General features: G+C 66.3%; 19 protein-coding genes and 1 pseudogene. 11 read left to right on the forward strand and 9 right to left on the reverse strand.

What is annotated here, in order from left to right; translation table 11 throughout:
* The first annotated feature begins 71 nt into the window (after positions 1-71).
* Together HLB44_RS29845 and HLB44_RS29850 are read left to right on the forward strand one after the other, a co-directional pair.
* On the forward strand, positions 72-923 hold the full coding sequence (locus tag HLB44_RS29845; RefSeq protein ID WP_343051663.1) for a tyrosine-type recombinase/integrase: 852 nt from the start codon (positions 72-74) through the stop codon (positions 921-923).
* Between the two features lie 9 nt (positions 924-932).
* Positions 933-2,108: an IS91 family transposase gene (locus HLB44_RS29850; protein WP_173131946.1), complete on the forward strand. Its 1,176-nt coding sequence runs from the start codon at positions 933-935 to the stop codon at positions 2,106-2,108.
* 393 nt (positions 2,109-2,501) lie between these two features.
* Here the strand turns inward: HLB44_RS29850 and HLB44_RS29855 are convergent, their stop codons facing one another.
* Both HLB44_RS29855 and HLB44_RS29860 read right to left on the reverse strand, forming a co-directional pair.
* Positions 2,502-4,175: a phage integrase family protein gene (locus HLB44_RS29855; protein WP_217283866.1), complete on the reverse strand. Its 1,674-nt coding sequence runs from the start codon at positions 4,173-4,175 to the stop codon at positions 2,502-2,504.
* A 255-nt stretch (positions 4,176-4,430) separates the two neighbouring features.
* Positions 4,431-8,588 (reverse strand): TIR domain-containing protein, encoded by a 4,158-nt coding sequence (locus tag HLB44_RS29860; RefSeq protein WP_173131952.1) that lies wholly within the window; start codon positions 8,586-8,588, stop codon positions 4,431-4,433.
* 1,106 nt (positions 8,589-9,694) lie between these two features.
* On the opposite strand from HLB44_RS29860, the gene HLB44_RS37520 reads away from it, so the two are divergent.
* Together HLB44_RS37520 and HLB44_RS38410 are read left to right on the forward strand one after the other, a co-directional pair.
* Positions 9,695-9,925 (forward strand): hypothetical protein, encoded by a 231-nt coding sequence (locus tag HLB44_RS37520; protein WP_246312549.1) that lies wholly within the window; start codon positions 9,695-9,697, stop codon positions 9,923-9,925.
* Between the two features lie 82 nt (positions 9,926-10,007).
* A pseudogene (locus HLB44_RS38410) lies at positions 10,008-10,250 on the forward strand (TIR domain-containing protein); the annotation flags it as partial.
* Positions 10,251-10,501: 251 nt separating this feature from the next.
* Here the strand turns inward: HLB44_RS38410 and HLB44_RS37530 are convergent.
* Positions 10,502-10,939, reverse strand: coding sequence for a hypothetical protein (locus HLB44_RS37530; protein ID WP_246312551.1), 438 nt, complete (start codon positions 10,937-10,939; stop codon positions 10,502-10,504).
* Positions 10,852-11,880, reverse strand: coding sequence for a hypothetical protein (locus HLB44_RS37535; RefSeq protein WP_246312552.1), 1,029 nt, complete (start codon positions 11,878-11,880; stop codon positions 10,852-10,854). Before HLB44_RS37535 ends, HLB44_RS37530 begins: the two co-directional genes overlap by 88 nt.
* Before the next feature lie 10 nt (positions 11,881-11,890).
* On the opposite strand from HLB44_RS37535, the gene HLB44_RS29875 reads away from it, so the two are divergent.
* Complete coding sequence (locus HLB44_RS29875; protein ID WP_173131961.1) at positions 11,891-12,154, forward strand: IclR family transcriptional regulator domain-containing protein; 264 nt, start codon at positions 11,891-11,893, stop codon at positions 12,152-12,154.
* 519 nt (positions 12,155-12,673) lie between these two features.
* Here the strand turns inward: HLB44_RS29875 and HLB44_RS29880 are convergent.
* Positions 12,674-15,403, reverse strand: coding sequence for a protein kinase domain-containing protein (locus HLB44_RS29880; protein WP_173131965.1), 2,730 nt, complete (start codon positions 15,401-15,403; stop codon positions 12,674-12,676).
* Between the two features lie 230 nt (positions 15,404-15,633).
* Here HLB44_RS29880 and HLB44_RS29885 point away from each other — a divergent pair, with 230 nt between their 5' ends.
* From HLB44_RS29885 to HLB44_RS29900, 4 genes are all read left to right on the forward strand, one after another.
* Positions 15,634-16,455 carry a hypothetical protein gene (locus HLB44_RS29885; RefSeq protein WP_173131967.1) on the forward strand — a complete coding sequence of 274 codons (822 nt, stop codon included), beginning with the start codon at positions 15,634-15,636 and terminating at the stop codon, positions 16,453-16,455.
* A gap of 2 nt (positions 16,456-16,457) precedes the next feature.
* Positions 16,458-17,432 carry a tetratricopeptide repeat protein gene (locus HLB44_RS29890; protein ID WP_173131970.1) on the forward strand — a complete coding sequence of 325 codons (975 nt, stop codon included), beginning with the start codon at positions 16,458-16,460 and terminating at the stop codon, positions 17,430-17,432.
* 59 nt (positions 17,433-17,491) lie between these two features.
* Entirely contained in the window at positions 17,492-19,198 is a 1,707-nt protein-coding gene (locus HLB44_RS29895; protein ID WP_173131973.1) for a hypothetical protein, read from the forward strand.
* 183 nt (positions 19,199-19,381) lie between these two features.
* On the forward strand, positions 19,382-20,194 hold the full coding sequence (locus tag HLB44_RS29900) for a tetratricopeptide repeat protein (protein WP_173131976.1): 813 nt from the start codon (positions 19,382-19,384) through the stop codon (positions 20,192-20,194).
* A gap of 260 nt (positions 20,195-20,454) precedes the next feature.
* Here HLB44_RS29900 and HLB44_RS29905 read toward each other — a convergent pair whose 3' ends face one another.
* The 4 genes from HLB44_RS29905 to HLB44_RS29920 all read right to left on the reverse strand — a co-directional run bounded on the left by HLB44_RS29905 (position 20,455) and on the right by HLB44_RS29920 (position 25,197).
* The gene (locus HLB44_RS29905; RefSeq protein WP_173131979.1) at positions 20,455-22,338 is read right to left on the reverse strand and encodes a CHAT domain-containing protein; all 1,884 of its coding nucleotides are present in this window, start codon (positions 22,336-22,338) and stop codon (positions 20,455-20,457) included.
* A 1-nt stretch (position 22,339) separates the two neighbouring features.
* On the reverse strand, positions 22,340-23,443 hold the full coding sequence (locus HLB44_RS29910) for a ComEC/Rec2 family competence protein (protein WP_217283854.1): 1,104 nt from the start codon (positions 23,441-23,443) through the stop codon (positions 22,340-22,342).
* Between the two features lie 46 nt (positions 23,444-23,489).
* Entirely contained in the window at positions 23,490-24,614 is a 1,125-nt protein-coding gene (locus tag HLB44_RS29915; protein WP_173131982.1) for a patatin-like phospholipase family protein, read from the reverse strand.
* 193 nt (positions 24,615-24,807) lie between these two features.
* Positions 24,808-25,197 (reverse strand): hypothetical protein, encoded by a 390-nt coding sequence (locus HLB44_RS29920; protein WP_173131985.1) that lies wholly within the window; start codon positions 25,195-25,197, stop codon positions 24,808-24,810.
* 303 nt (positions 25,198-25,500) lie between these two features.
* Here HLB44_RS29920 and HLB44_RS29925 point away from each other — a divergent pair, with 303 nt between their 5' ends.
* Both HLB44_RS29925 and HLB44_RS29930 read left to right on the forward strand, forming a co-directional pair.
* Complete coding sequence (locus HLB44_RS29925; protein WP_425500880.1) at positions 25,501-25,833, forward strand: SRPBCC domain-containing protein; 333 nt, start codon at positions 25,501-25,503, stop codon at positions 25,831-25,833.
* A complete protein-coding gene (locus HLB44_RS29930; RefSeq protein ID WP_173131988.1) occupies positions 25,817-26,026 on the forward strand; it encodes a hypothetical protein in 210 nt (69 codons plus the stop codon). The genes HLB44_RS29925 and HLB44_RS29930 overlap by 17 nt, the downstream gene beginning before the upstream one ends.
* The last annotated feature ends 20 nt before the right edge of the window (positions 26,027-26,046 follow it).

Here is a 26,046-nt window from a genome sequence, read left to right on the forward strand (position 1 = left end):
GTAACGTCCTACCTGCATGGAGGCCGCCGGCGAGCGCCGGGGGCCTGCACCATCACGGCACGGTGGCCAGGGTGGGGGAATTTACGTGTCGATCAGTGGGGGAGTTCGGGTGTCGTTCGGGGCCCAGGACACAGGAAGGCTATGTCCGGGCCGTTCGCAAGCTCGCGGCGTTCCTCAAGCGCTCTCCCGACACCGCGACGGTGGAGGACCTGCGCGCCTTCCAACTGCACCTAGTCGACAGCGGCACCTCGCCGTTCACGCTCAACGCCACCCTGACGGCGCTGAAGTTCTTCTTCGACGTCACGGTGCGAAGTCCCAACTTGATGGTCGGGATGCAGTCGGTGCGCCTGCCGCAGAAGTTGCCCGTGGTGCTTAGCCGCGAGGAGGTTGCGAAGCTGATCGCTGCGGCGTCCAACCTGAAGCATCAGACCGCCCTGGCCCTGGCGTACGGCGCGGGCCTGCGCGTCAGCGAGGTCGTCGCGCTGAAGGTCGGCGACATCGACAGCCAGCGCATGACGTTGCGCATCGAGCAGGCCAAGGGGCGCAAGGATCGCTACGCCATGCTCTCGCCACTGCTGCTGCAGCGACTTCGCACATGGTGGCGCGTCGCCCATGCTCAAGGCAAGATGCTGCCGGGTGGCTGGCTCTTTCCGGGCCTGAACCCGGTCGAGCCGCTGACGCCGCGGCAGCTCAACCGTGCAATCCACGACGCCGCCGATGCCGCCCACATCGACAAGCGCGTGACGATGCATTCGCTCAGGCATGCCTTCGCCACGCACCTGCTGGAACAGAAGGTCGATATCCGGGTGATCCAGGTCATGCTGGGTCACAAGAAGCTCGAGACCACGACCGTCTACGCGCACGTCGCCACCGAAGTCCTGCGCGAGGTGGTCAGCCCGTTGGAGGTCCTGCCCGCACCGTAGGTCGCGCTCGTGGGGCGGCTCGCTCTGGAGGTCGCCGACATCTTCCGCATCCACGGCCCCGGTTGGCGTGAGGTCCAGCGCGGCCATTTGAGCCTCGCGCAACTGAAGGTCATGTCGGCCATCACCCAGTGCCGCAGCGCGGCGCTGGGCGGACATGTCTTGCGCTGCATCGGCTGTGGCACCGAACAGATCTCGTACAACTCCTGCCGCAACCGGCATTGCCCGAAGTGCCAGAGCAGCGCGGCCCAGCGTTGGCTCGAGGCGCGACAGGCTGATCTGCTGCCGGTCGAGTACTACCACGTCGTCTTCACGCTGCCGGCGCCGGTGGCGGACATCGCCTATCAGAACAAGACCGCGATGTACGGCCTGCTGTTCGACGTGGCCGCGGAGGTGCTGCAGACCATCGCCGCCGATCCCAGGCATCTGGGCGCACGCATTGGCGCGACGCTGGTCCTCCACACCTGGGGCTCGGCGATGACGCACCATCCGCATGTGCACGGCATCGTGCCCGGCGGCGGGCTGGGGCCGGATGGCACGCGCTGGATCGCCTGCCGACCTGGCTTCTTCCTGCCCGTGCGTGTGCTCTCACGGTTGTTCCGGCGGCGCTTCCTCGAAGAGCTGCAGCGGCTGCACGAGGGTGGCAAGCTGAAGTTCTTCGGCGAGCACGTGAGCCTGGCCGACGCTGGGGCGTTCAGGGCTTGGCTCTCGCCGCTGCGCCGCAGCGAGTGGGTCGTCTACGCCAAGCGGCCTTTCACCGGGCCGCAGGCCGTGCTGGCCTACCTGTCCCGCTACACGCACCGCGTGGCGATCTCCAATAGCCGGCTGCTGGGGATGGACGAGCGCGGCGTCACTTTCCGCTGGAAGGACTACCGCGCCAAGGGCAGAACGCGCCACAAGACGATGACGCTGGCCCCGGAGGAGTTCATGCGTCGGTTCCTGCTCCATGTCCTGCCTTCCGGCTTCCACCGGATTCGGCACTATGGACTGCTGGCCAACAGCAGCCGGAAGGGCAACCTGGCGATGGTGCGCGAGATGCTGCACGTAACGCCGCCAGCACCCGCCGAGGAAGCCGACGAACTCGCGGCGACGCCCACTCCAACCTTCACCTGCGCGCACTGCGGCCACGCGATGGTGGTGCTGCGAGTCTTCTCGCGTGGCGATTCAATTCGTGGGCCGCCTGCATGATGAAGACGCACCATCATCTCCGACTTACGCGACTTCGACTCGGGCGCCGGGTGGAGAAATTCGTGTGCGGCTCAAGTCAACTTCCGCGTCGGTCAAATGCAGGCCTGCACTGCATCGCAACCTTGTGCATTCGCATCCCTCGCGTGGTCTGCGCCCTATCGACCAGGCTTCGCGCGCAGTGCCATCACTGCGACGCCGGGGTCCAATCGCCATAGCCACCGCACCAAAGGGCCACCGTGGCATTCGCCGCGGTTTCCTCCCTAGAGGCTTATGCAACACCTGCCAGGAGGCACCGCGGCTGCGCCATCGCCGGCGCAACGGCAGGTGTCGCACAACCCTAAACTCAAGCGGGCGTTGAAGGACTGCCCATGGTCAATGTCGGGCAGGGGTGGTCTACCGCGCGTCCTTCGCTCCAGAAAACCCCCTCCTCATCTGCTCCGCCCTCCTTCGGTCATCGGTGTGCAGATAGATCGACGTCGTCGACACCGACGAATGCCGCAGGTTGTCCCGCACGGTCGTGAGCTCCACCCCACGCTCAAGCGCGTGCGTCGCGTGGGTGTGCCTCATCCAGTGCGGCGTCGCCCGCCTGAGTTTCTCGGCCAGCGCCGGGTGCACCTCCTGCAGCTCGCCGGCGGCAGTCGCGAAGAACCGCTTGGTGAGCGCCCAGAGCCGCCCGGTGGTGATGCCGCCGGCTTCATCCGCCTCGCCAACCGCAGCCGGGATGTTGCCCAGCAGCCGGGTGGATGAGGCCCACTTCGCTGGTGTCACCGGCAGCCCGCGCTGGGCCAGGTAGCGATCCAGCGCTTCGCGGGCGATCGGCGGCAGAGAGACCTTGCCCGCCTTGGATCCCTTGCCGACGACACGCAGCCAGTGATCTCCGTGCGGATCGAGCTCGATGCGGCCGAGCTTGGCGCCGACCAGCTCGCTGGCGCGCAGGCCCGTCCCGTACCCGAAGTCCAGGATGAACCGCAGCCGCTGCGCGGCCGGCGCCTCCCAGCCGTAGGACCACTCCAGGCCGTCGGCGAGCGTGCGCACCAGGTTCCACTCCGACTCGGTGAAGGCCCGGCCGGCGTCCAGTACGGCAGCCTTGGTGCCCCGCACCTTGAGCCCCGCGAAGGGGTTGGCCAGCATGTAGCGCTGCTCGATGAGCCAGCGGAAGAGGGCGTTCAGCACGGACAGGGCGTAGGCCGTCGACCGCGCCGACAACGCGCCGGAGAACGGCCGCCAGTCCGGCGCCGTGCGAGGGCGGGGCGGTCCGACCCAGCGGCCCCGAGGGCTCGGATGACGCAGGAACGTCCGGTAGGCCACCGCGTCCTCGGTGGCCAGCGACGACAGCGCGCAGCCGCGCTCGACGATGGCCCAGAGGATCAGCCGCTCGGCCTCCTTGCGGTAGGCGCGCTGGGTGGCCGGCGCCTCGTGCATCGACAACCAGGCTTGTACGGCCTCGTAGTCATTGCTGGCCCGCAGGGCACACGACTCGCGTGGCGCCCGATGCAAGCCCCGTGACCCGTCCACCTCTTCCGGAACGACGATCCGTTCCCAGGGTGAGACGTCCGAGGGCGCCGGCAGCACCACCAGCGCACGGGCCCGCTCGGTCAGGTCTGGATGAGCCGCAAAGAATGCCTCGATCTGGCGCGCATGCGCGACGCCGAGCCCGGCGATGGCACTCCACCAACGCCGGCGCCGCGGCACCCGAACCGTCAGGTCTGCGAGCGTGCGGATTCCCGCCGCGTGGAGCGGCTCGATCGTTCGAGGCGGCAGCCAACGCTCGACGTCGTCGCCGATGAGCGGGCGGGGCAGGGCGGTCGTGCGCAGCGCCTCCACCGCCGCGACGACCCGGCGCGCGGCCGCCGCACTGTGCTTCGCCGGCCCCTCGAAGAGGGCGGCCAGGTCGTCGCGGTGTCGCACGCGCGCGAACGCAGCGATCTGGCGACGGATCCTGCCGATCACGCCGCGGGCAGACTCACCGGCCGAGCGCACGCCGGGCAAGAACCGCTCGACGGCGTCGCGTGAGCTGAACCCTTCGTGCCAGGCGCGAAGCGCCGAGATCTGACCGCTATCCGGCAGGGCGTGGCCAGGGGCTTCATCCGTCTGGACGCTCGCTGTTACGGACGGGCGTGTTTTCACGCGAGGCAGTTTACTGCCGTGGCGTTGCTAAGGCGATAAGAAGACTTATCGCAATAGTCGTTTGGAACAGAGAAGGACGTCCCGATCTCCGCCACGGACACAAGCGGACCTATGTTCTTCTAGGTCATCGGCGAGAAGAGCCCTTTGAATCAAGGGCGCTGGAGAAAGGGGCCCCCGCGTCGGCACCCCCTCCGGTCAATCAGAGAGCAAACGCAGGAGATGCACCCGGCCGGTCAAGTCGAACATGAGCAGTCTTTGCCGGTTCACATCGGCGACAACCGCCGTGGACGTTGCGTCCGCGAGATAGACGTCGATGCAGTTGCCTTTGTCGATATCCCACAACCTGCAAGTACGATCGTTCGACCTTGACAGCACCTGCGGTCCCAAGAGCGTGGCACCGATGACCGCGCCCTCATGGCCTGACAGCGTGCGCAGCAGCAGACCACGCTCCAAGTCCCACAGCTTGAGCGTGCGGTCGACCGACCACGACATCGCCTGCCGGCCCTCGGCCAGCAGCATCGCGCCGATGACCCAGTCCTCGTGTCCGGCAAGGTTGCGCAGCAGCTCGCCGCGCTGCAGGTCCCACAGGTCGAGCGCGCCCCTGCTCGACCACGACAGCGCCTGCCGGCCATCGGCCAGCAGCGTCGCGCCAGTGACCGATCCCCGTCCCACGAAGTCGTGCAACTGCTCTCCGCTCTGCAGGTCCCACAGCTTGAGCGTGTGGTCTTCCGACCACGACAGCACTTGCTGGTCCTCGGCCAGCAAAGTCGCGCCTACGAGCGGGGCGCGGTGGCCGCCAAAGCTGCGCAACCGCTCGCCGCGCTCCAGGTCCCACAGCTCGAGGGTGCCGTCGCCCAGCCATGACAGCGCCTGCCGGCTCTCGCCCAGCGGCAAGGCGCCGAAGACGGGGGACTCGTTGGGGAGGTCATGCAGCAGTTCGCCGCGGTCCAAGTCCCACAGCTTGAAGCTGCCGTCGGGGGACCACGACAGTGCCTGCCGGCCACCGGCCAGCAACGTCGCGCCGACCCCGTACTCATGTCCCGGAAGGTTGTGCAGCAATTCGCCACGCTCCAGGTCCCACAGCTTCAGCGTGCCGTCGTCCGACCACGACAGTGCCTGCCGGTCAGCGGCCAGCAGCGTGGCACCCATGACCGACTGCTCGTGACCGGCAAAGTTATGCAGCAACTCGCCTCGCTCCAGATCCCAAAGTTTGAGCGTGCGGTCGTCCGACCAAGACAGCGCCTTTCGGCCCGAGGCAAGTAAAGTGGCACCGATGACCGAGCTTTCGTGACGAGTGAGGTCGTGCGGCGGCTCGCCGCGCTCCAGGTCCCACAACTTGAGCGTGCCATCGTGAGACCACGACAGCGCTTGCCGGCCCTCAGCCAGCAGCTTCGCGCCCGTGATCCACTGCTCGTGGCCGTAGAAGTTGTGCAACAGCTCGCCACGCTCCAGGTCCCACAGCTTGATCGTGAGGTCGTTCGACCACGACAGTGCCTGCCGGCCCCCAGCCCCCAGCGTCGCGCCAATGACCGCGTCTTCGTGGCCAGCGAAGGTGTACAACAATGCGCCGCGCTGCAGGTCCCACAGTTTGATCGTGTAGTCTGCCGACCACGACAGCGCCTGCCGGCCATCGTCTAGCAACGCCGCGCCGTTAACCATGCTCGCGTGGCCGACGAGGTCGCGCAACAACTCGCCGCGCCTCAGGTCCCACGCCTTAAGAAGGTTATCGTACGACCAAGACAGGGCCCTCCGGCCGTCGGCCGTCAAATTGACGCCGCGGACCCAGCTCTCGTGGCCAACGAGGTTGTGCAGCAACACGCCGCGCTCTAGGTCCCATAGCTTGAGCGTGCCGTCCCTCGACCACGACAGCGCCTGCCGGCCTTCCGCCAGCAGCGTGGCACCCCAGACCCAGTCCTCGTGGCCGGCGAGGGTGTGCAGCAGCTTGCCGCACTGGACGTCCCACAGCTTGAGTGTGCCGTCGTGCGACCAAGACAGTGCCTGCCGGCCCTCGGCCAGCAGCGCGGCACCGTTGACAGACTTCTGGTGGCCGGCGAGGGTGCGCAGCAACTTGCCGCGCTGAAGGTCCCACAGCCTGAGCGTGCGGTCGTGCGACCAAGACAGCGCCTGCTGACCCTTCGCCATGAGCGTGCCGCCCAGGACTTCGTTCTCGTGACCGGTGAGGTTGCGCAGCAGCTCGCCGCGCTCTAGGTCCCATAGCTTGAGCGTGCCGTCCTTCGACCACGATAGCGCCTGCCAGCCTTCCGCCAGGATTGTGGCGCCGTCAACCCCGCGGTCGTGGCCGGCGAGGCTGTGCAGCAGCTCGCCGCGCCGAAGGTCCCACAGTTTTAGCGTTCTGTCGGGCGACCACGACAAGGCCTGCCGGCCTTCGTCCAGCAGTACGACTCCTCCGATCGACTCTGTGTGGCCGGTCAATGTCAGCGCTAGCGGTCCTGGTGGTGTCAGGCCGGGACGCAGGGGGAACAAGGCGCGGTGGGAGGCGCGACTGAGAGCTCGATCACACAGCGATTGAAGGGCCTGCGCTGCACTCCTTCCCAAACGACCATACAGCTGCAGAGGCAATTGATCGGGCGACGCAACCAGCACATGCGTCGACATTTGCAGGGCATGTCTGATGAGCGTGAGGTCTGGTTCCGGAGCCGCCTCGTCGAACGCAGACAGGAGTCCGAAGACATCGGACCGCGCGTTGTCCCTCGCACCGCGCGCCGTGAGCCGAACTCGCATCCAATCGGGATCCAGCAGCAAGCTACGAAGGTCGGCATGCCGCCCCGCCGCCGCCAGATGCCGTGCAAGGTGCTGATGGACATAGCCGTCGTCGTCCACCTGGTGCCAAGGCCGCCCCGGCGCCTCATACGACGCGAGCAGCTGGCCATGACGCTGCGCTAGCGACCTTCTTCCAGGCCGTGCGATCAGCCAGGCTCTGATCGCATCGTGCAAACGGACAAAACGCTCGTCCAGATCCACTTGTACCAGCAGTGAATCATCGAACAGGCGCAGACAGGTCTCATCGGTCTGCGTCAAGTCCAACCGACCAGTATGCGACCAGAAGCGCTCCAGGACGTGCAACGGAATATCCATGTCCTCTTCGAACACGGCCAGTTCCAGCAGCCGCTGCCGGTCCGACGAGCCGAGACCTGCGTAGCTCAGCTCCAGCGTCTTCGCCGCAGCATCGTCCCGTTCCTCCGCGATTTGAGGGTCGAACGCCGTCACCCCACGTTTGGTCAAATCCTCCGCGATAGCGCCCAGGGCTTTGACAAAAGACTGGCCGTGGTGAATGCGCTTGCGCAGCAAGGAATTGGCCAGCTTTAGCAGCAGCGGCCACTTTCCCAGCCGAGCAGCCAGGGCGTAGATCGCCTCGTCGTGTCCCACGGGTAGGCCCTTGCGAAGCAGCTCGGCCGCTTCGGTGCCGCTCATCTCGTCGACCGGAACCTTGGTCGCGTCGTTTGGCAGCGTGCCAGCCCGGCGCGTCGTGATCAGCCGAGCGCAACGTGCTCCGCCCTTGAGAAAAGGCCGCAGGTCCGCAGCCCGCCAGACATCGTCAATGACCAAAAGGATGTCGCGGTCGGCCAGCAGTTCGCGCAAACGCGTCGCGGCGGCATCGAGGCCTTCGAAAGTCGGCCGCTCGTCGCTGAGCGTCCTGATCAGGTCGTTGAGTTTGCCGAGCAGTGCCGGTGTGTCGGGCGCTTCTCCCAACGTAACCCAGAGCACGCCGTCATCGAACGCGTTCTGCACGTCCTCGTCGCAGCAGATCGCGCGCGCGAGTGTGGTCTTGCCGTACCCACCGGCGCCTCGAAGCCCCGCTGTGATCGCCACTGGCTCCTGGTTGCCGGGCGCGAGCAGCAGGCGCTTCAAGCGCTCGAAGGGGACGCTGCGCGGAACGTAATCCGCCGGCAGGGGCTCCGTCATGAAGGGCACACGTCGCCGTTCGCAACGCGTGTTGAGGTCGTTGAAGAAGCGGGCCTCCTGGTGCGCCAGGTCGTACCAGTGCACGCTGCTCATCCAGCGCGGCAACCCGGCGATGTCCAGTCCCGGCTGCGCGATCACAGGGTAAACGCAGACGCCCTGCTGGCGGGCGTAGCGCCATTCCTTGCGAACGACGTCCGACTGCAATGCCGCGGGCGTCATCACCAGCACTATGAACTCGACGCGGTTCAGTGCTTGCTTGATCTGCTCCCACCAGTCGCGGCCGCCTTCCATGCCGATGCGGTCGTGCCAAACGACGATGCCCCGTTCCTGCAGCCTCGTTCGCAGGTCATGGGCAAACGCCTCCCCGTCCTTGCGGGAGTAGGAGACGAACACGCCTGACCGAACGCTGTGCTCTTCAACGCTGGACATGGAGCTGCACCAACGCCGCGATTTTCCGATAGATGGCGGTTGATGGTCGAGTAGCTCGGCTACGACCAGATGGTGGGTCGGCGGCGACCGGTGTCAAGGGCCGGCTTTACGTCAGGCGCGGCGCGACCGCTACGCGGTTGTCACCGGCAACCTGGTCCCGGGCTCGCCGGCATGTCTGCACCCCTCCCATCCAAATCGGCGGAGCGGGTCACGCACCGTAAAGGGCGAGGCACCGTTCGTCCGGGCCTCGCGGCCGAGGCTCAGGGCGGGCGAGGCTTGTCCTCGTGAGAAGTCCAACCGTTGGAGAGGGCTCCGCACATCATCAGAATTGATGATGCCGGTCAGCTGTCGCTCGCCGGCATCCGCTCACGGCTCATAGCCGACACCCGAGGTGGCGCTGCGAAGCCGACCTTCAAGTGCACCCGAACCACAAGAATCGTCCGCCGTTCCGATCCCATTGCCGTATAGCCGCCGGTGCGACCCGCACACAGGCATCCGTTGGCGGCCCTGATCGTCGGGCACACATCGGCGGACAACACTTGTGGCGATTGAGGCGCGGAGCAGGGCTTCAGACCATAAGGGCTCACCACCGCGGGCACCATCGTGCGAGCCCTCGGCCGGCAGCACCGGCGGGCGCGGATGGCGACCGGTTCACTATGAGCGCCGCGGAGCAGACGACGCTGTACTGACTGGCCCAGGAGCACCGCGGCCGACTTCATCGCGAACACCGAGGTCAGCGCCCGATCGGATCTGCTCGGGTTCATTTGAGACAAGCTCGATCCCTTCCTTGACTTCGGCATCCTGGCGCACGGCTTCCTGAGGCGCGGACGTGATTGCCTCGCCCTTGGGCGCCCTGTAAGCTGCCGTATCGAGAAGCGGTGAAGAAACGAAGATGGCGAGCTTCGCCGACCGACTGATTTGCGCTTGACGGCATCACTGCCGGCGCGGCGGCCGACGCGCGCGGCAGTCAAGTCTGGTCGCCGTCGCCTGGGGCGGCGTGGCGCGCGATTCGCGGCCTCAGCGGATCGATCAGCGGACTCGTGCTCGCCAGTAGCGACGACGCCAGCGCGCCGCGGCTGGTGTCAGACGTGCCATGCATTACTAGGGTGGTCGCGTTCGACAGCAACTCCCGCGCGGTCGAGTACTTGGTACGACAGCGCGCGCTCGAGCAGGACGACAGGTCCTGCACCGTTCCCAACGCGGTCGACAGCCGCCTGCTCGGCCCGGTGCTGCGCCGGCTGCGCGCCGAACACGGCGCGACTTCGCCGACCTCCGACGCGCACTTGCTGTTCGGCGACGTCAACACCCGCCTCGCCGGCAACGCCGCCGATCCATGAACGACGCTGCTGCCGCGCGCACGACGTCTTCCTCAGCTACCGCAGCAGCGACCGAGAAGCGGTCGCCGAGATCGCTGACGGCCTGCGCGCCGAAGGGTTCGGCGTCTGGTGGGACCAGCAGATCCCCGGCTCGGCCGAGTGGCGGCACACGATCGAGCAGCACCTCGGCGCCGCGCGCTGTGTGGTCGTCGTCTGGTCGGCCGCGGCGGTCGACCCGGTCGAAGGCCGCTGGGTGCAGCAGGAGGCTGACGAGGCCGAGCGGCTCGACCGCTGCGTGCCGGCGCACATTGACGACGTGCTGCCGCCGCTCGGGCTGCGGAGCCGGCAGTCGATCGACCTCATCGACTGGCACGGCGACCGCGCCGACCCGCGCTGGCGCCAGCTCGTCGAGGCGATCCGCGCGGTGCACGAGCAGCGGGCGCCGCAGCCGGTCCCGCCGTCGCCGCCTGTCTCGCCGCTGCGCGGCCGCGGCACGCTGCTCGCGCTGCTTGCCGGCGTCGCGGCGCTGGTCGCCACGATCGCCGCCCGCTTCGGTCTCGCGCCGGCGGCCGGCGTCGCGCTCGCGCTCGTGCTCGGCTACGTCGCGCTCGACGTGCTGCGGGCGCGCCGGCGCGGCGAGCGCGCGGCGTCGAACTTGCTGCGCCGGCTGCTGCGCGGGTCGGCGGTCGCCGGCAGCGCGGCGGCGCTCGTCTGGACCGCGGTGCTGCTGGTCGCCGCCTCGCCGCGGATCGAGTCGGCGCTGTACGCCGAGTTCTTGCTGACGGTGCAGGACGAGGCGCTGCGCCCGCTGCCGCAGGCGGTGGTGACGGTCGGCGCCGGCGACGACGTGCGAACGCTGACCCCTGGCGCCGACGGCCGCCTGCGGATCCGCTGCTGGCGCCTCGGCAGCCGCGGGCTGGTGCTAACGTGCCGATCGACGAGATCCGCTACGCGCTCGCGGTCGGCGCCGGCTTCCGCGCGGCCGACGATGCCGCGCCGGCCGCCGAACGCGACGCAGGCGTCGAGCGTCGGCAACGTGTCGACCTCGATCCGCTGCCTGGCGGCGTGCTCAGGCCCGGCGAGGCGATCGTCGTGCCTCGGCGCTTCTTCTTCAAGGTGCCGAAGCCGGGACCGGAGCCGCCGCCGGCGCTGCCGGGTGACGACGCGGCGCAGCTGCCGTTCGTGCTGTCGAGCAGCAGTACGACGAATCCGGCCAGACCGTCGTCGGCCGTCGCGAGCACCGCTTCTCGATTGCGGCCTCGCGGCTGCGCCGCGCGCCGCCCGGGCCCGAGGAAGAGCCAAAACGCAACCACGCCGACGACCGCTCGTTCGTCGTCGGCACCGTCGTCGAGTCTGTCTCGGTGATGGTCAACGGCGTGCCGGTGCCGACCCGCGACGACAGCGGCCGAGTGCTCGCGCTGCACGCCAGCCAGCCGTGGGGGTCGTGCCCGTTCGTCTTCGCCCGCCACGACGGCCAGCAGGTCTGGCGCAACCACGGGATGACGATCCCGGACCAGATCGGCGCCGCCGCTGAGACGACGCACCGACTCTCGCTCGGCCGCCGCGTACGCGAGATCCAGCTGCGTGAGGTCGAGCCTGAGGTTTCGCACATCAATGCCGTGCGGCTCGTTGTGCGGTCGGCCGACGGTCGCGTCACCGTCCACTCTGCGATCGACCCGCGTCTGGCGCGGCGCGATCGGAACTACGCGGTGCTGCGGCGCGGCGAGGTACTCGACCTGCGCTTCCACGGGTGGAACCGCGCGCGCGGACAGCGACGAGGTGACGATCGAGGTCACCGGCTGGTACGAGCCAACGCCGGCGCGGATTGCTGAGCGGCCGCGGCGGCGGCCGCTGTTCTGACCGAACCGCGCTGCGTCAGCCTCGGGTTGTTCAGCAGCCGGCACAGTGACCGGTTCGGCGGCCGATCCTTGCTGGCGCAGATCAGCATCGCCCGCTCGGCCACTGAGTTGCCGCATTGGCGGTCCGATGCAGCTGGACCGCGCGCAGGTGGAGGAAGCCATCCTCGAGACCCGGCAGCACGGCATTTCGCGCACCATCGGGCAGCCGATTCCCGGCATCAATGCGTTCTGTGCGCCCGTCTTCGACTCTGCGGGCAACCTGGTGCTCGGGATCACCTGCATGGGCCCCGAGGCGACCTTCGACAACGACTGGAATGGCAGGGTCGCGTCGCCGTTGAGAGCCTGCGCGGTCGAGGTGTCCCGTCGATTGGGGTACCTCGAAGCAACATGAGCTTCGAGGCGGGAGCGGCGCCGGCGCCAACGCGTTCGATTGCGGCTGCCCGTGGCAGTGACGTGTTATTAGAGCGTTGCCGCTATACTTAAATCATCGTCAAGAGAACTTATGTAAAGTCGTGGATGATCCTCAGCAGGCGAGTGGAGGAAGCCCACTTCGCCAGCGTCACTGTAAGCCCGCGCCGCGCCAGGTCAGGTGGTCAGGTAGCGATTCTGCGCTTCGCGAACGATGGGAGGAAGGGCCACCCTTGCCACCTTTGAGCTCTTGCCGACGATGTGCAGCCAGTGGTCGCCGTGGGGATTGGCCTCGATCCGTCCGAGCTTGGTGGCGACCAGCTCGCGGGCGCGCAGACCAGTGCCGTAGCCGAAGTCCAGGATGAACCGCAGCCGCTGTGCGGCCGGAGCCTTCCAGCCGTAGGACTACTCCAGGCCGTCGGCGATCGTGCACACCAATCTGCCCGAAAAGCGCGACCACCCGACCAACCCAACGCGGCCGGCATTCCTGGCCGTTATCCCCTCAGTGGTTCAGGTCGGGCAGCTCGGAGCGATATCGGTCCCAGAACCAGCGTGGTCGGACTTCGCCTTTCGGCGACATGCGAATGCTGTGAGCGGCTCGCCGCAGCAAGGGCAGGCCTTCGGCCCTGCGACCCAGTTGCACAAGGGCCAGCGCATGTTCGGCCTGGGCCATGTGAAGCATGATTCCTTCGCCTTTGGCAAGATCGTCGTGTCGCTCAGCGAGCAGCGTCGCCATGAGGTCGAGCGCGTCGCTGCTCCGGCCGGTCCGGTTCCAGGCAGCGGCCAAGTGGATGTCGAGCGGTGGATATCGACCGCCCGTGGCGTTGGCGTTAAACCACGTGCGGTTGCTTTCGTACAAGTGGCGCGCCTGTTCGAAGCGGCCCTCTCCCAATGCAGCATCCCCCTGGTTCTTCAGCGTGACACGCGTCCACTGGTGATCGAGCCCCAGCGTAGCGCCAAAGCCGTGCGCAGCCTTCTGGTACTGTTCGAGCGCGCTCTGCATCTGCTCCTCCCCCTTGAAGACATGTCCTCGGTCGGAGTCGATGTAAGCGATGTGCAGCAAGCTGGGCACCGGTACCTGCGTCAATCGCTCCCGCGCTTGCACCAGGATGGCATGCGCAGGCGCCCAGCGTTTCGCGTCACGGTGCTGCGCGGCGCGGAAGATCGCGGCGCGCGCCATGGCGATGGCGGCTTCGTTGGCGGCGACTGCGGAATCGGCAATGTTTTCCTTCAGCAAGGTTTCAGCGGCTTCAGGTTGATCCGTCAACCACAGTATCTGCGCGAGCAGCCTCCACGCCGTGTTGCGAAGCTCGGCGTCAAGGTGCGGCGTGCGGTCGGCACGCGCTTTCAGTCCGCGCGCCTCGACCAGTGCTTCGTCCCAACGAGTTTCGGCCAGGGCTCGCGACACCCTTGCACGCTGGACAAGAAATGACAACTCCGCGCCGGACTCCAGGTCGGCACCACCGACCAAACCTTGGATCCGATCCAGTTCACGCCGAGCGTCGTCATGCTCGTTCATTTCAAACAGCAACTCCGCTCGTTCCAACCGCATCTCGAGCACCTTCGCCCGATCGCGCGCGGTTCGCGCGCTTGCGTTCAGCAACTCGATCGCACGATCGAACTGTCTCAACGCGTCATTGGTGCTGAGCATGCGCTGATACAGGCGCGCCACGTGACGGCGCAGCTCGGCTTCGGCCCGCGGGTCGTCCTTGAATCGGTCGCCCGCTGCCGTGGCCGTGTGGTGAAGTACTTCGAACATCGATCGAGGCCGACCCTGCGCGCTCTTGAACAGGTCTGGCGTTGTGAGCACATCCTGGACTAGGAACTCGGTGACGCGGTGGGCTTGGCGCTGAGATAGCTCCGCTGCATGCAGAGCTGTCCTTTCCCGCTGCAATTGCCAAAGGCTCAGCCCCAGACCCAGAAGCAACAGGATCGCACCACCCAGTGCCCAGGGACGCTGCAGCGCCCGGCGCTGCTCGCGTAGCTTCAGCGTCTGCAGCACGGAAGCTTCATGGGCAGCAGCCTCGGCGGCCGCTCTGCGCTCATCCATCGTGGACAACCGGTGCACGAGATCGATTGCGCTGGCGAGGCGATGCTCGGGTTCGCCCTGGGTGGCGGAATCGATGTCCTGAACCAGCAGCGGATCGACGATGTGCCGCTGCCAGCCGCTGGCCATCGGTCGCCGCAGGTCACCTGCAACCACCTGGTACAGCAGTATGCCCATGGCAAAGATGTCGCTGCGCGTCGTCGGCGGCTCACCGGAGAGCAGTTCGGGCGCAAGGTAGAGTGGTGTACCGCTGAGCACCTCGGGGTCGATGCCCTGCGTGACGGTCAGTCCCATCGCGGTGAGCCCCATGGCCCTCAGACGTTCTGCATCCAGGGCGCGCGCGCTGCCGAAGTCGGTCAACCGGGCTCGCCACGCGTCACCGTCACGGTCGATGAGCACATTGCGCGGTTTGATGTCCTTGTGCAGGACACCCACACGGTGCGCAGCTGCCACGGCGCCGGCGATCTGCACGAAGAGCGCCAGACGCTCCTTGAGTGGCATCTCGGTCAGGCGGGCGCCACCGTCCGACCAGGCGAGGAGGTCTTCGCCGCCGTAGACGCACTCCAGGAAGTAGGGCTGGTCCGAGAAGTTGTAGTCGACGACCGCGGCAAAACCGGGATGCTCGCCGAGCTCGCGCTGAAGCAGCCGGTACAGCATGTACTCCCGCTTCAGCGCGCGCAGGGACTGCGCATCGACGGCGAACTTGAACACCCGTCGATGGCCCAGCTTGCCATGTTCGGCCAGCCATACGCGGGACGACGACGCATCGCCCAGCGGCCGACGGAGGGACCAGCCGGACCGGCCTGGAACGGCCATGCCGGCCTCCAAGGGGAGAGGGGATAGCGGCACCGAACCCACGGCGACGCGCTCGACCCGCCCCGTAAGCCGGTAGCCGATCCGGGGCACGCTTCGCAGACAGCCGGCGGCCACGCCGCCCAAGGCTTTGCGCAACTTGGTGATCGCGTTGGCGAGCACGTTGTCGACGGTGATGCGCTTGTCCCACACGGACTCGAACAGCTCGTCCTTGGTCACGACCTCGTTCGGATGCTGCAGCAGCATGAGCAGGACCCGCGCCGGCAGCGGTTCGATCGCAACCGGCCTTCCGTCGACGAGCAGCTCGCCGGTGGCTTCGTTGAACTCGGCGCCGGCGAAGCGGTAGAGAAACTGGCTGCTGGGTACTTTCATGGACGCAATCGGCCTGGTGGACAGCGCAGCGTCCGCCTTTCCCGAATCGACCGACCGATCCTAACCACGGTTAGGACGCTCGGGAGGCACGAGTGCAATCGTGAAGGTTTCGTTAGGGGCCCGTTAGCCGCAAGGCGGGGGCCTTCCGAATACTGGTGGCGCGTGGATCAACCCACAACCGGCCCCCGCCGATCCACGCTGGCGGCGGGCTCCGGGAAGGAAGATCCGCCTTGAATACCTCCGCGCTTGCGCCGAATTGTGTCCCCACTGCTTCGCTGCTGCTGATGGCCCTGGCCTTCAGCGGACTGAGCGGCTGCATCGCGAGCGCGCCGCGATCGAGCAGCCTGGCCTCGGCCGGGCAGACCAGCGTCGGCGCGGACGAGCAGCTTCAGCGCTGCCAGCGTCCCCTCGGAACCCTCACGGTGGACGACGGCCGTCGCAGCACCTGGTGGGGGGGCTTCGTGCAGACCTCCAAGATCACGACGATCGAGCCGCTCGTGCGCACCCTTGTGCAGCAGTCGAACTGCTTCGTGCTGACGTCCGTCGGCAATCTCGACCGTTCGGCCGTGCTCGACGCCGTCGCCAATCGGCAGACGAAGGACGGCGTGCGACCCGGCTCGAACCTCCATGGCGGACAGGTCGTGGCAACCGACTACTTCATGACGCCGTCGATCATGTTCTCTGAAGGAGAGAAGACGAACGTCAATCTCACTGGCGTGCTAGGCAAGGTGTTCGGGAACCCGGTGCGGGCGTTCAAGCAGGACTCGAGCGTGTCGGTCGTGCTCAGCATCGACGACATCCGCAGCCGGGTGCAGGTTGCCTCCGGGCTGGGCAACGGCACTGCGACGTCCTGGGGAACCGGCCTGACCGGAACGCTCTCGACCGATGGCGGTGGCCCGCTGGCGGCCTACAGCCAGACGCCAGCCGGAAAGGCCACGGTCGCTGCCTTTGCGGAAGCCTACAACGCCATGGTCGTCTCGCTGCGTAACTATCGGCCGCAAAACGTCGATGGCGGGCTCGGCACTGGGGGCCGGCTGAAAGTGGGGAGCTGACGATGATCCGCCCCGAACATTCTTGCGGTCGCCTGCATACGATTCTGATCGCGCTCCTGCTCGCGCTCGGAGCGCCTGGCGCGGCCATCGGTGCCGACGGGCCGGGCAGGATCCGCCTCTGCGACGAGACAGGCTGCCGCCTGGTTTCGTCGGACCACGCACAGCGCGACGCCGGGGCGGTCACAGGCGGCGCCGAAGCCACCGCCGATGCGGACCTGTGGCGAGGCGAATCGCTGGGCGACCTCGCGCCAGCAGCGGACCAGCTCGATCCGGCGGCGCTCTACAAGATGGGCCAGATCCACCTCTTCGGCCTGGCCGGTGTGCCCCGAAACCCGGCCGCGGCGCGGCGCCACTTCGCGGCCGCCGCCGAACGAGGCCATGCGTGGGCGAGCTTCCGTCTTGCCGAGATGGTCCGGGATCGCACGCTGCCTCCTGATCCGGCCTTGCAGGCGCGACTGCTGTTCGCTGCGGCTTCAGGCGGCGTCGCCCCGGCGGCCTACAACGTCGGCATGGCGTACGTCAACGGGACCGGCGCGCCGCAGGATGCCGCGGAAGGAGCCCGCTGGCTCGAGAAGGCTGCGAACGGCAGCGTTGCCGAGGCCCGATACGCCCTAGCGCTGCTGCACATGCGCGGCGCGGGCATCCCGCGGCAGCCGTTCGCTGCCCTGCGCCTGATGCGCGAGGCCGCCGCAGGCGGACACGTTCCGGCGCAGGCGGCGCTCGGGCGCATGTATGCGACGGGATTCGACTCCATGCGTCAGGACATCGCGCAAGCGAAGACGTGGCTCCGGCTGGCGTCGGACGCGGGCGACGCCGAGTCGGCAAAGCTGCTGCGTTCGATCGAACACGAGGAGCGCGTGAATCTCGAACACCAGCGGGAGCTTCAGCGCCAGCAGCCCCAGATGATGGGCGCCCTGATGCAGTCGGTGGTCGCGGCATGGCTCTCGCCGCCGCCGGTGCGCGTGATCGTTTACTGACACGTCACGTCCGATTGGTTGTCGACGAATCTACGAGCGCCAAGGAAGGAATCTCAAACATGAAGCCGTTTACCCGCAGCCGCCCTGATCGATCCGCTGCATGCGTTAGGACCGCTCTTGCCAGTGGGCTGCTCGGTATCGCGCTCACCTTTTCGTCCCCTGTTCATACTGCCGACAACTCTATAGCGGCACTCACCCCACAGAGGCTGTTTGACTGGGCGGAGGCTGCGCATCCGCATCTCCTGCCGTCACGTCAGTCCAATATCGCCTATCCCCCGTATGTCTACCGGTACTACCCGGAGACCCAGAGCTACCTCGCGGTCGACGGGAACAACGTCCTATTTCTGGGCCCGGCCACGGGCCATCAGATCCTGCCAGTCGGCAAGATGTCAGACTTTGCCTGCCTCGTATCGAGCGAGACGTGTTCCGCAAGCCCGCTGGCCAACCGAACCTGGGAACCGGGGCGCAAGATCGCATCAGGCGAAGCCGACATCGAGGACTTGTCGGCCGGGTTGGCAGACAATGGCGACGCTCACGTGATTTTCGTCCGGATGGCCAACGGCAGGCCGGTGCTGCATGCCGTCCAGGGTAGTCCGGGTCCCACCGCGGGCGCATCCTCATTCGGTCCGGTGGTAGCCATCGATGGCGGCTTAAGCCCGTTGGGCGCCCCTCGCCTTGCGGTCGCTCCCAATGGCGATGCAGTGGTGGTCTGGCGCGCCTCCGCTGCATGCAACGCGACCACCTACAAGACCTCTGGCAGCTGCAACTACCTGCACTTCGCGCGCTACTCCAGTGCCACGGGCTCCTGGGGCGGTGTCGTGCGGGGCCCGGACTCGCCCGCCGATCCGGGCTCAATCGTCCTGAGCAGCCGTGGGGATCTTGCCTTTCTGATGACTGGTTGGACGCGCCGCGGGACGTCGTTACATGATGCGCACGAGACGGTTGCCTGGCAGGCGAGCGGAAGCGCGACCATTCGGCAACGCCTCTTCAGCGACGTCCGCCTGTCCAAGCTCACTCTGGCCATCGATGGCGCAGGCGACTGGATACTGGCAGCCGAGGCGTCGCAGAATGCGACGAAGGACATCGTGGTCTATCGCGGGACCTCAGCTTCAGTCGGGCCGCAGGAAGTGTTGGATACGCGCGGTGCGGAAGCCGGACTCGGGTCGGTGGCACGGGGCCTGCGTGGCGAAACCCTGGTGATCTGGCGCCAGAACAATGGAACGCGCCCGGCGAACTACGCCGCCTCCAGCGCGACGTCGCAAGGACCGTTTCAGGTCCAGGAACTCGCCTTCAGATTGACGGGGGGGCTCACGAAGGCGGTGGTGACAGACTATGGCGCAATGTATGCGTACGAGTTCTCAACCCGCCAAGTTCAACGCATGTCCGAAGGTGTGTGGTCGTCGGTCGAGGCGTTGCCCACGAGCCTGGCTGATGGGGCCAGCTACAACAACACCTTCACGCGAAACGGCCAGTTGTTGACCGTCAAGGACTTTCAAGGCTTCTGCCACAAGGGACTATGGAGCGCCTACGACCCGGAGTTCGCGGGCATGGTTCGCCCGATGAACTCGAGTGGCGGTTCGGACAACTGGGTGCTGAAGTTCAACACATGCACGAAGGGCATCGGAGAACAGGCTCCCCTGGTGTCGACGAGCGGCGTGGGTCTGCAACTCATGCGCAACAGCTTCGATACCCTGCCCTCGCCCGCAGAGCCGAACGGAGATCTTCGAACTGGCATTCGGAACCTCTGGGGCGTATTCTTCCGGTGAGGAGAATGGTGGCATGGCTGACGCTCGCTCGGCCAGACGCTCCGCGAGTGGTCGATGCATTTCTCTCACCGCTGGTGAGAGTTTTGCGCGACGGCTCTCAGCCATCTGAAGCCGCTCGAGGTGCCTTCAGTCGGCCGCTCGTCGATCGCCTGGTGCGACGCGTCTGCGCGGACTCGACAACGAATGTCTGCGCCGCGCCTGCCGTTCAAAGCGCTCCCGCTTCGCAAATCGCCGGTTGGTCACGAAGGCATGTGCACTACCAAAGCGGTCGGCTGCTCCCCTGGTAAGACGTTCAAACCCTTGCCTCTCGCCGAGCGTGGGCAGAGCGGCGATGCCGAGCGCGCGATCAGTTACTACGAGCGCAGTCTCGAAGCATGCGAAGTGCTGCTTCGCGCGAACCCCAGCTCCGGCCAAGCTGCCCGCCATGTCTCGTTCAGCCTAGAGAGGTTGGCGGCGTTTCTTGCCACGCGCGGCCAGAGCGGTGCTCTCGAGCGTGCGCTCAGCTACTTCGAGCGCAGCCTCGAACTCCGCGAAGCACTGGTTCAGGCGAACCCAGGCTCCGCACAGGCCGCGCGCGATGTTACCGTCAGCCTCATCAATCTCGCGGGCCTTCTTTCTTCGCGTGGCCAGCGCGATGCGGAGCGCGCGCTCATCTACTATGAGCGCAGCCTCGAAGTCGACGAAGCGCTCCTTGACGCTAACTCCCGGTCTGCCCAGGCCGCGCGCGGGCAGGCTGGAGACGCTGAACGCGCGATCCGCTATTACGAGTGCAGTCTCGAAGCCGGCGAAGTGCTGCTCGGTGCCAATCCCCAATCCGCTCAAGCCGTGCATGATGTCTGGGTCAGCCTCGTCAAGCTTGCGGAGCTTTTCACCGCGAGAGGCCAGGCCGGAGACGCTGAATCCGCACTCGGTCGGCGAAGCCAGCGAGTCCGCCGAGCGCCTGAGCGAGCTGACGGACGTGCTCGCTGGTTGGCAACAGCGCGGTGGCGTGCTTGACCTGGCGTTGGCGCAGCTGGTGGAGCATCGCGGACCCGGCTGAGCAGCAGCGAGGTTCAGACAGCTGATCACTCCAGCTCCCGTTGGAAGGATTCGGGACCGAGCGGTGCAGGAGACAGCACGAGTCGCCGGTGCACCGGTGCAGAAAGGATCTCCCCTGGGTCGATGCCCGAAGGCGTCAAAACCGGCACGCAGAAGGTGACTAGGATGCGCTCGGTAGTCGGTCCTGAACGACCCGTTTAGGGTCTCGCGGTGGTCCATCAGCTTCCCAGAAGCTGAACCAGGTCCGCCGCATGGCCGGAGAGGTCCATCCCCCGCTTGGGAAAATACCCGTTCGCCAGCGTCCACCACATCATGTATCGCCTGAGCTGCCGGCGCGTTGACAATTTGGCAAATCCCTGGTCCTTCGGATCGTTGGCGGAACGCTTGCGGAGCTCTGCCAGTGCCGCTCGTGCGTCGGCCAGGCCTGTAGGTCCCGTCGTAAGCGACTCCAGCATGATCGCCTCTGCCAGCGTTCCGCAGGCCCAATACTCCTTCGGGTCCAGGTCGATGGCGTTTCTTGCCGCGTGCCGAACGAACATCAACTCGACGGGATTGGCCAGCTGCCCCGTCAAGGCCATCTCGAGCGCGAGCTTCTGCATGCCTTGCCAATGCCGCGACAGGTCCTGCAGATACGCTTGTCCGTACCACTTCACCGCCTCCTGGAGGGCCTCACGGCTGAGGCGCTGAAGCTCCTCCCGGTCTGCGGGAAAGCAGGCCGCCTGCATGAAGCGCAACTCGGCGAGGCTCTTGTTGGCGGATGCCAGAAGCCCGACACACTCGGCCCGCACCGCCCTCTGCTGAGGGTCGTTCATTCCAGCAAACTGAGCCTGGAGCTGCGCGATCCGCTCCTGAAGACGGTCGCCGATTCGATCGAGGTCGTCTCGGACAGGCGAACTGTTCCCGGAAAAGAGAGCCTCGGCGTCATTCCGCGCAGCTTCCAGCATGCGGAGTTGGACCCTCAAGCTGAACGCCTCCAGGTAATGAGAATAACCCTCTGGCGGCAAACGCACATAGCCGACAAGACTCAGCCAATCGTGTTCTGCCTCTTTCGCTTCGCGTGCCTTCTGCCGAAGTGCGACGCGGGCAGCGTGGAGGGCAATACGAACGTCACCGCCGGACAGCAGTTCTCGATAGAACACCTCGGCCAGCGTCACCGAGCCTGGCTTGGTCAAAGGAAACTGCGATCCGATGACCACCGGAATGCCGTTGCGGTGCAGCGTCTCGACGAGGCTGGAGTTTCCGAGCTCCGTGCGATCCGCGTTTCCACTGTCGCAGGCTGCGAGCGTGACGACCAGCGGATGCTGATCCTGAGGCTGCAGCGCACGAGCAATCTCCTCCGCGGAGACTGCCTGGGATCCGGGCTGGCCCAGACGCAGTCCCCACTCGCATTCGGACTCGTCCAAGCCCTCGTCGTCCACTCGGGCTCCGTGAGCGAGCACATGGATGTAGCTGAACTTGCCGCGCGCGCGTGCCGTCCCCAACTTCGCAATCGAATCGATCGCTTGAACGACCAGCAGGGATTTCTTTTCCAGGGTGCTGGCGTTTCCCCACGGCGCCAGCGCCTGCGTCAAGGCCCGCACATGCTTGTCGACGAGGTCCTGCGACAGGTCGTGCGCCAGTTCCGCATGGACGAACAGGACGGAGGGCATCTCCGGCCAGGGCGGCACCTCTTCGGAGAAGTTCGACCGGATGCGGCGCGTGAGGATGACGCCGCTTTCGGCTGAAGCCAGCACGCTGTCGGGTAGGGTCGCGTAGAGGGCCTCGAAGGGATAGGCGCGCAACTCGGACGCGTGCGTCACGATGTCCAGCTGATGCAGGGCCTCAGCCCGCCCTGGAACCCGTTGCGACTGCGCCAGGAAGTAGTCTGCTTCCTTGCCGAGCGATGTCTTCGCCGCGGCCACGGTTTCTGGCGTCCGGTCGATGTCATACCGCAGCCGGTTCAGGTTGCGCCGGAACTCCTTTGGATCGATGCGAACAGCGACCTCTTCGGCAGCCTTCTGATAGCCACAGGTGCGGATGTACTTCTTGTCCTTCAGCAGGACGTCGCCCTCGCCACCGAAGCGGTGAAACTCGATCGTGGTGGAGGTCAGTTTCGCCGGCATGTCAGGACCGGGTCGGCGTAGCGCCGAGGTTCAGCACGAGCGGACCGGTTTCGGCCTTGTTGTAGAACGCCTGGTAGTTGCGTTGCTTCTGCAGGTCCGCATCCTCCCACCGCTTGTTGAAGTCGGTGTGGTAGTTGAAATGCAGCTCAAGCTGCCGGCCGCCGGCCTTGTCCAGGACACGCGCGACGGTCTCTTCGTCGGGATGCTGGAATTGGGCACCGTTGCTGCTGAACAGGTATCGCGGGCTGTCGATGAGGCCCAGGAGCTCTTCGCTGGTGTTGTTCTTGCTGCCGTGGTGAGCGACCTTCACCGCATCGACCACGAGTCGATCGATGCGCCGCTCCTGCAGCAGGCGCTTCAGGGATGCCACGATGGCGTCGGGGTGAGCGTCGGCTAGGAACAGGCAGCTGCCCGCGGCATGCTCGGCAAGGAACGCGATGCTCGCGCCGTTTGCGGCGGCCTTGTCGGGCTTGAACTGCGCCTTGAGCAGGTTGGCGATGTCGGAGTCGCTGCTGCTCATCAGACCTTCGTCCGGCAGGTACCGCTTCTGGCCGCTGAGCTCTTCCCAGGCGGCGTCGATGTCACCGGGCTTGATGCCGGACTTCTTGAGATCCTTGCGCCAGGCGTCCCGCATCTTCTCGAGCTTCGAGGGCGTCGGCGACAGCAGCGTGAGCTTCATGTCGCCGCGCAGCACCGCGAACGGCAACGGACCTTCCGGCGGCACGACGACGGCTTCGGAACCGAACGCGTTGTTCCAGGCCCCCACGGGAAGCCGGTGCGTCAGCAGGGCACTGAAGAATTCGCCCTGCCGACCGCCCAGCACGCCGTTCATGTGGTGCCAGCCGTTGAACCAGACGTCCTTCACGCGGAAGGGCCACCGATCCCGCGGTTCCGCCAGAAGGCGCACGGCGCCTTCGATGTGATCCGTATCCACGTGGGTGAGCGCGATCAGCTCGAACTGCCGCTCTTCATCGGACAGCTCGGCCATGCGCCGGGACAACTCCTCGTAGGCGCCGATCGGGCCGCCGTCGATCAGCATGCGATGCCGTTCGGCCGGTCCACCCCATTCGACGAACAGGCAATCGCCGTGCAGCGCCTTGCCCATCTCGATCCGAAGGAATTGAGAGCTCATTCCATGCTCCGCAAAGAATTTAGTCGAGCGGAAACTTTGGGTAGGGCAGCTGTGGAGCCGATTCCCTGGCGATGACCTGTGGCGAGTGGGCACGAACGGCCGCATCGCACACGGCGTAGCCCCAGTTGATCAATTCGCACTGCTCCTGCTCCTTGAATCGATCCAGGCGCGTGCGAATGGCGCTCAAGTCGGCGATCTTTTCGGGCGAGACGCGCAGAGCGGGCGGACTCGGCGAATAGTCCGAGATCGGGGTATCGATGGCCCAGAAGCTACCCTTCAGCCGACCGGACTGGTACTCGTTGATCAGCATGCGCTTGCGCAGCGCCAACGCCTGGTTGAGCGCGATGTCCATGACACGGAAGATCTGCTTCGGCGCCAACGAACTGACGCCCGCGTCGAGCTCGAAGGGCTTGCCGGCGTCGCTGACCAGCACCGTGTCATAGCGCCCCCAGACCGTTTCCAGGCCCAGGTTGTCATAGACGCCGCCATCGGCCAGCTGCAGCCGTTGACGGAAGCCCGGGCGATCCCACAGATCGGCACCCTTGACATGCTTGAAATCTTCCGGATCGACATCCACTTCGACGGGGGCCAGCACCGGCGGGAACGCGCTGGAGCAACAGACCGCGGTGGCGACATCGAAGGTCGGGTTCTCGATCAGGCCGATGCGATAGTCGCCGGCATACGGCTTCGAGAACCGGAAGCTCACGCCGGAGGCGTAGTTCGTCGAATTGAACACGAAGCGCGGCGAGTCGGACAGGCTCTGCAGGGATGCGCCCATCTCCAGATGCTTGCGATAGGCATCCGCCACCTCCTCGCCTGCCGACTTGAAGGGATTCAGCGCACCCGACAGCACGGAGGCCACGTCGATGTTCCTGGTGCAGAAGCTGCGCAGGGGATCGACGACCCGGTCCTCGAAGTTCGACGCGAGGCCGGTGGAGTCGAATTGCAGGGACTTCCATCGGATGGCGAGGAGCCCGCTGGTGATGGAACCTCCCGATACGCTCGAGATCCGCGCAAGCCGCCCAAGAACGCCCATCTGGTTGAGGCGCCACAGCACGCCGACGTGGAACAGGACCGCCCGAAAGCCACCGCCCGACAGGGCCAGGGCAATGCCGCCTTCCTTGCCTTCAGTTCCGAATGGCATATCGCCTCCCTGCGAGACCGGTGCGGCGCAGTATCTTCCTAGTGAAACCGGTTGCCAAGGTCGACCGGGTCGTTTGGCTGAGGTCTCGTCCCCACTTTTGATCAGGCCCTCCTCCGCCGGAGTCCTTCTTTTCCCCAAACCCTCGAATCACGAAACAATCCATCGCGCGCCTCCCTTGGCTTGCTCGACCTTGTCACTCGTCCAGTTCGTACGACTCCTCGAACTTCTTCCCGCTGACGGCGTAGGCATCGGACCCATCCTCTTCGTTGGACACAAGCCAGTCGCCCGACGCGTAGTTCGTGCCGCCTTCCTTCGTCGCCACGGAACCGCCTTCAGTCGCCTGTTCGGCCCAGACCTTGCCGGACTTCACATACGTGCCCTGGCCTTCGGCCGTGTAGGTGCGCGCGAAGGAGTCAGCGTCCACCGTGTACACCTCGCCGTCGTTGTCCACCAGCCAGTCGTTGGCCTTGCAGCGCTGCTCTTCGCCCCATTTCTGGTACCTGAAGCCTTCCGTGTCCAGCTTGAGCTGCACCGCGACCACCGGCTGGCCCGGCCGGCGGCGGTAGCGTAGTCGTTCACCCATGAGAGATCCTTTGATCCGCTTGAAAGCTTAGTGAGTTTGCGCCTTCCGCACCTCCTACGGATTGCGGAGCCGGCGCTTGACACGCCCGGTGGGCTTGGCCCGTGGGAATTAGCGCGCCCCCACTTCCGCCAAGGCCGGTCCAGCGGGTCCGCGCCCATGGCCTGGGTGGTCACCGACTCGCCGACCGTTCAGCGGTAGGAGTTAGATTCGCCAGTCTCCCGATGCCTTTGCGCACTGGCTGCCGCCCAACGGCTTCACGGCCGCGTGCATTCGATGGAAGCGACCGTCGGCGGCCGCTAGCGCATGTCGTTTACCAACTTCACGTCGGGCAACAACCACGCCTTCGGCGGCCAGTACCTCGAGCTGGTGCCCAGCGAGCGCGTGCGCTACGACTGCCGCTTCGAGGATGCTGGCCTGCCCGGCCTGATGCAGACCACCGTCACGCTGAAGGCGGTGTCGGTCGGTACCGAGGTGCACATCGCGCAGGAAAGCGTCCTGGAGATGCACCCGCTGGAGGCTTGCTACCTCGGCTGGCAGGAGTCGTGCGCCACCCTCGCAGATGGACAGTCCGCCACAGCGAAGCTACGCGGGTGCCCACCAAGCAACCGCGCCTTCGGCGATGGCCCTTTCCGGTGACGAGTCCGCGTTCCGCGTCTACCTTTCGTCCACGGTGGACGACTTGAGCGATGAACGCGTGCTCGCCGCGCGCATCATCGGTTGCCACGCGCGCGTCGTCGACAGCTACGCCGCCGGCGTGCACTCGACGGTGGTCAACTGCCTGCGCGATGCCCGGCATTGCCACTTACATGTCGTGCGTACTCTGCGATAGCTGGCCCACTCAACCGCCGA

Origin of the sequence: Pseudaquabacterium terrae (assembly GCF_013266755.1) — a bacterium.
Classification (GTDB): Bacteria; Pseudomonadota; Gammaproteobacteria; order Burkholderiales; family Burkholderiaceae_C; genus Pseudaquabacterium; species Pseudaquabacterium terrae.

What these genes read in the sequence shown, in the direction of transcription:
- HLB44_RS29905 (WP_173131979.1), bottom strand. Translation starts at nt 22,338, where the DNA reads ATGCCGGCGAAACTGACCTCCACCACGATCGAGTTTCACCGCTTCGGT.
- HLB44_RS37535 (WP_246312552.1), bottom strand. Translation starts at nt 11,880, where the DNA reads ATGCGGCAACTCAGTGGCCGAGCGGGCGATGCTGATCTGCGCCAGCAA.
- HLB44_RS29910 (WP_217283854.1), bottom strand. Translation starts at nt 23,443, where the DNA reads ATGGGCAAGGCGCTGCACGGCGATTGCCTGTTCGTCGAATGGGGTGGA.
- HLB44_RS29920 (WP_173131985.1), bottom strand. Translation starts at nt 25,197, where the DNA reads ATGGGTGAACGACTACGCTACCGCCGCCGGCCGGGCCAGCCGGTGGTC.
- HLB44_RS29925 (WP_425500880.1), top strand. Translation starts at nt 25,501, where the DNA reads ATGTCGTTTACCAACTTCACGTCGGGCAACAACCACGCCTTCGGCGGC.
- HLB44_RS29880 (WP_173131965.1), bottom strand. Translation starts at nt 15,403, where the DNA reads ATGAAAGTACCCAGCAGCCAGTTTCTCTACCGCTTCGCCGGCGCCGAG.
- HLB44_RS29930 (WP_173131988.1), top strand. Translation starts at nt 25,817, where the DNA reads ATGGCCCTTTCCGGTGACGAGTCCGCGTTCCGCGTCTACCTTTCGTCC.
- HLB44_RS29875 (WP_173131961.1), top strand. Translation starts at nt 11,891, where the DNA reads ATGCAGCTGGACCGCGCGCAGGTGGAGGAAGCCATCCTCGAGACCCGG.
- HLB44_RS29895 (WP_173131973.1), top strand. Translation starts at nt 17,492, where the DNA reads ATGAAGCCGTTTACCCGCAGCCGCCCTGATCGATCCGCTGCATGCGTT.
- HLB44_RS29860 (WP_173131952.1), bottom strand. Translation starts at nt 8,588, where the DNA reads ATGTCCAGCGTTGAAGAGCACAGCGTTCGGTCAGGCGTGTTCGTCTCC.
- HLB44_RS29890 (WP_173131970.1), top strand. Translation starts at nt 16,458, where the DNA reads ATGATCCGCCCCGAACATTCTTGCGGTCGCCTGCATACGATTCTGATC.
- HLB44_RS29915 (WP_173131982.1), bottom strand. Translation starts at nt 24,614, where the DNA reads ATGCCATTCGGAACTGAAGGCAAGGAAGGCGGCATTGCCCTGGCCCTG.
- HLB44_RS29900 (WP_173131976.1), top strand. Translation starts at nt 19,382, where the DNA reads ATGTCTGCGCCGCGCCTGCCGTTCAAAGCGCTCCCGCTTCGCAAATCG.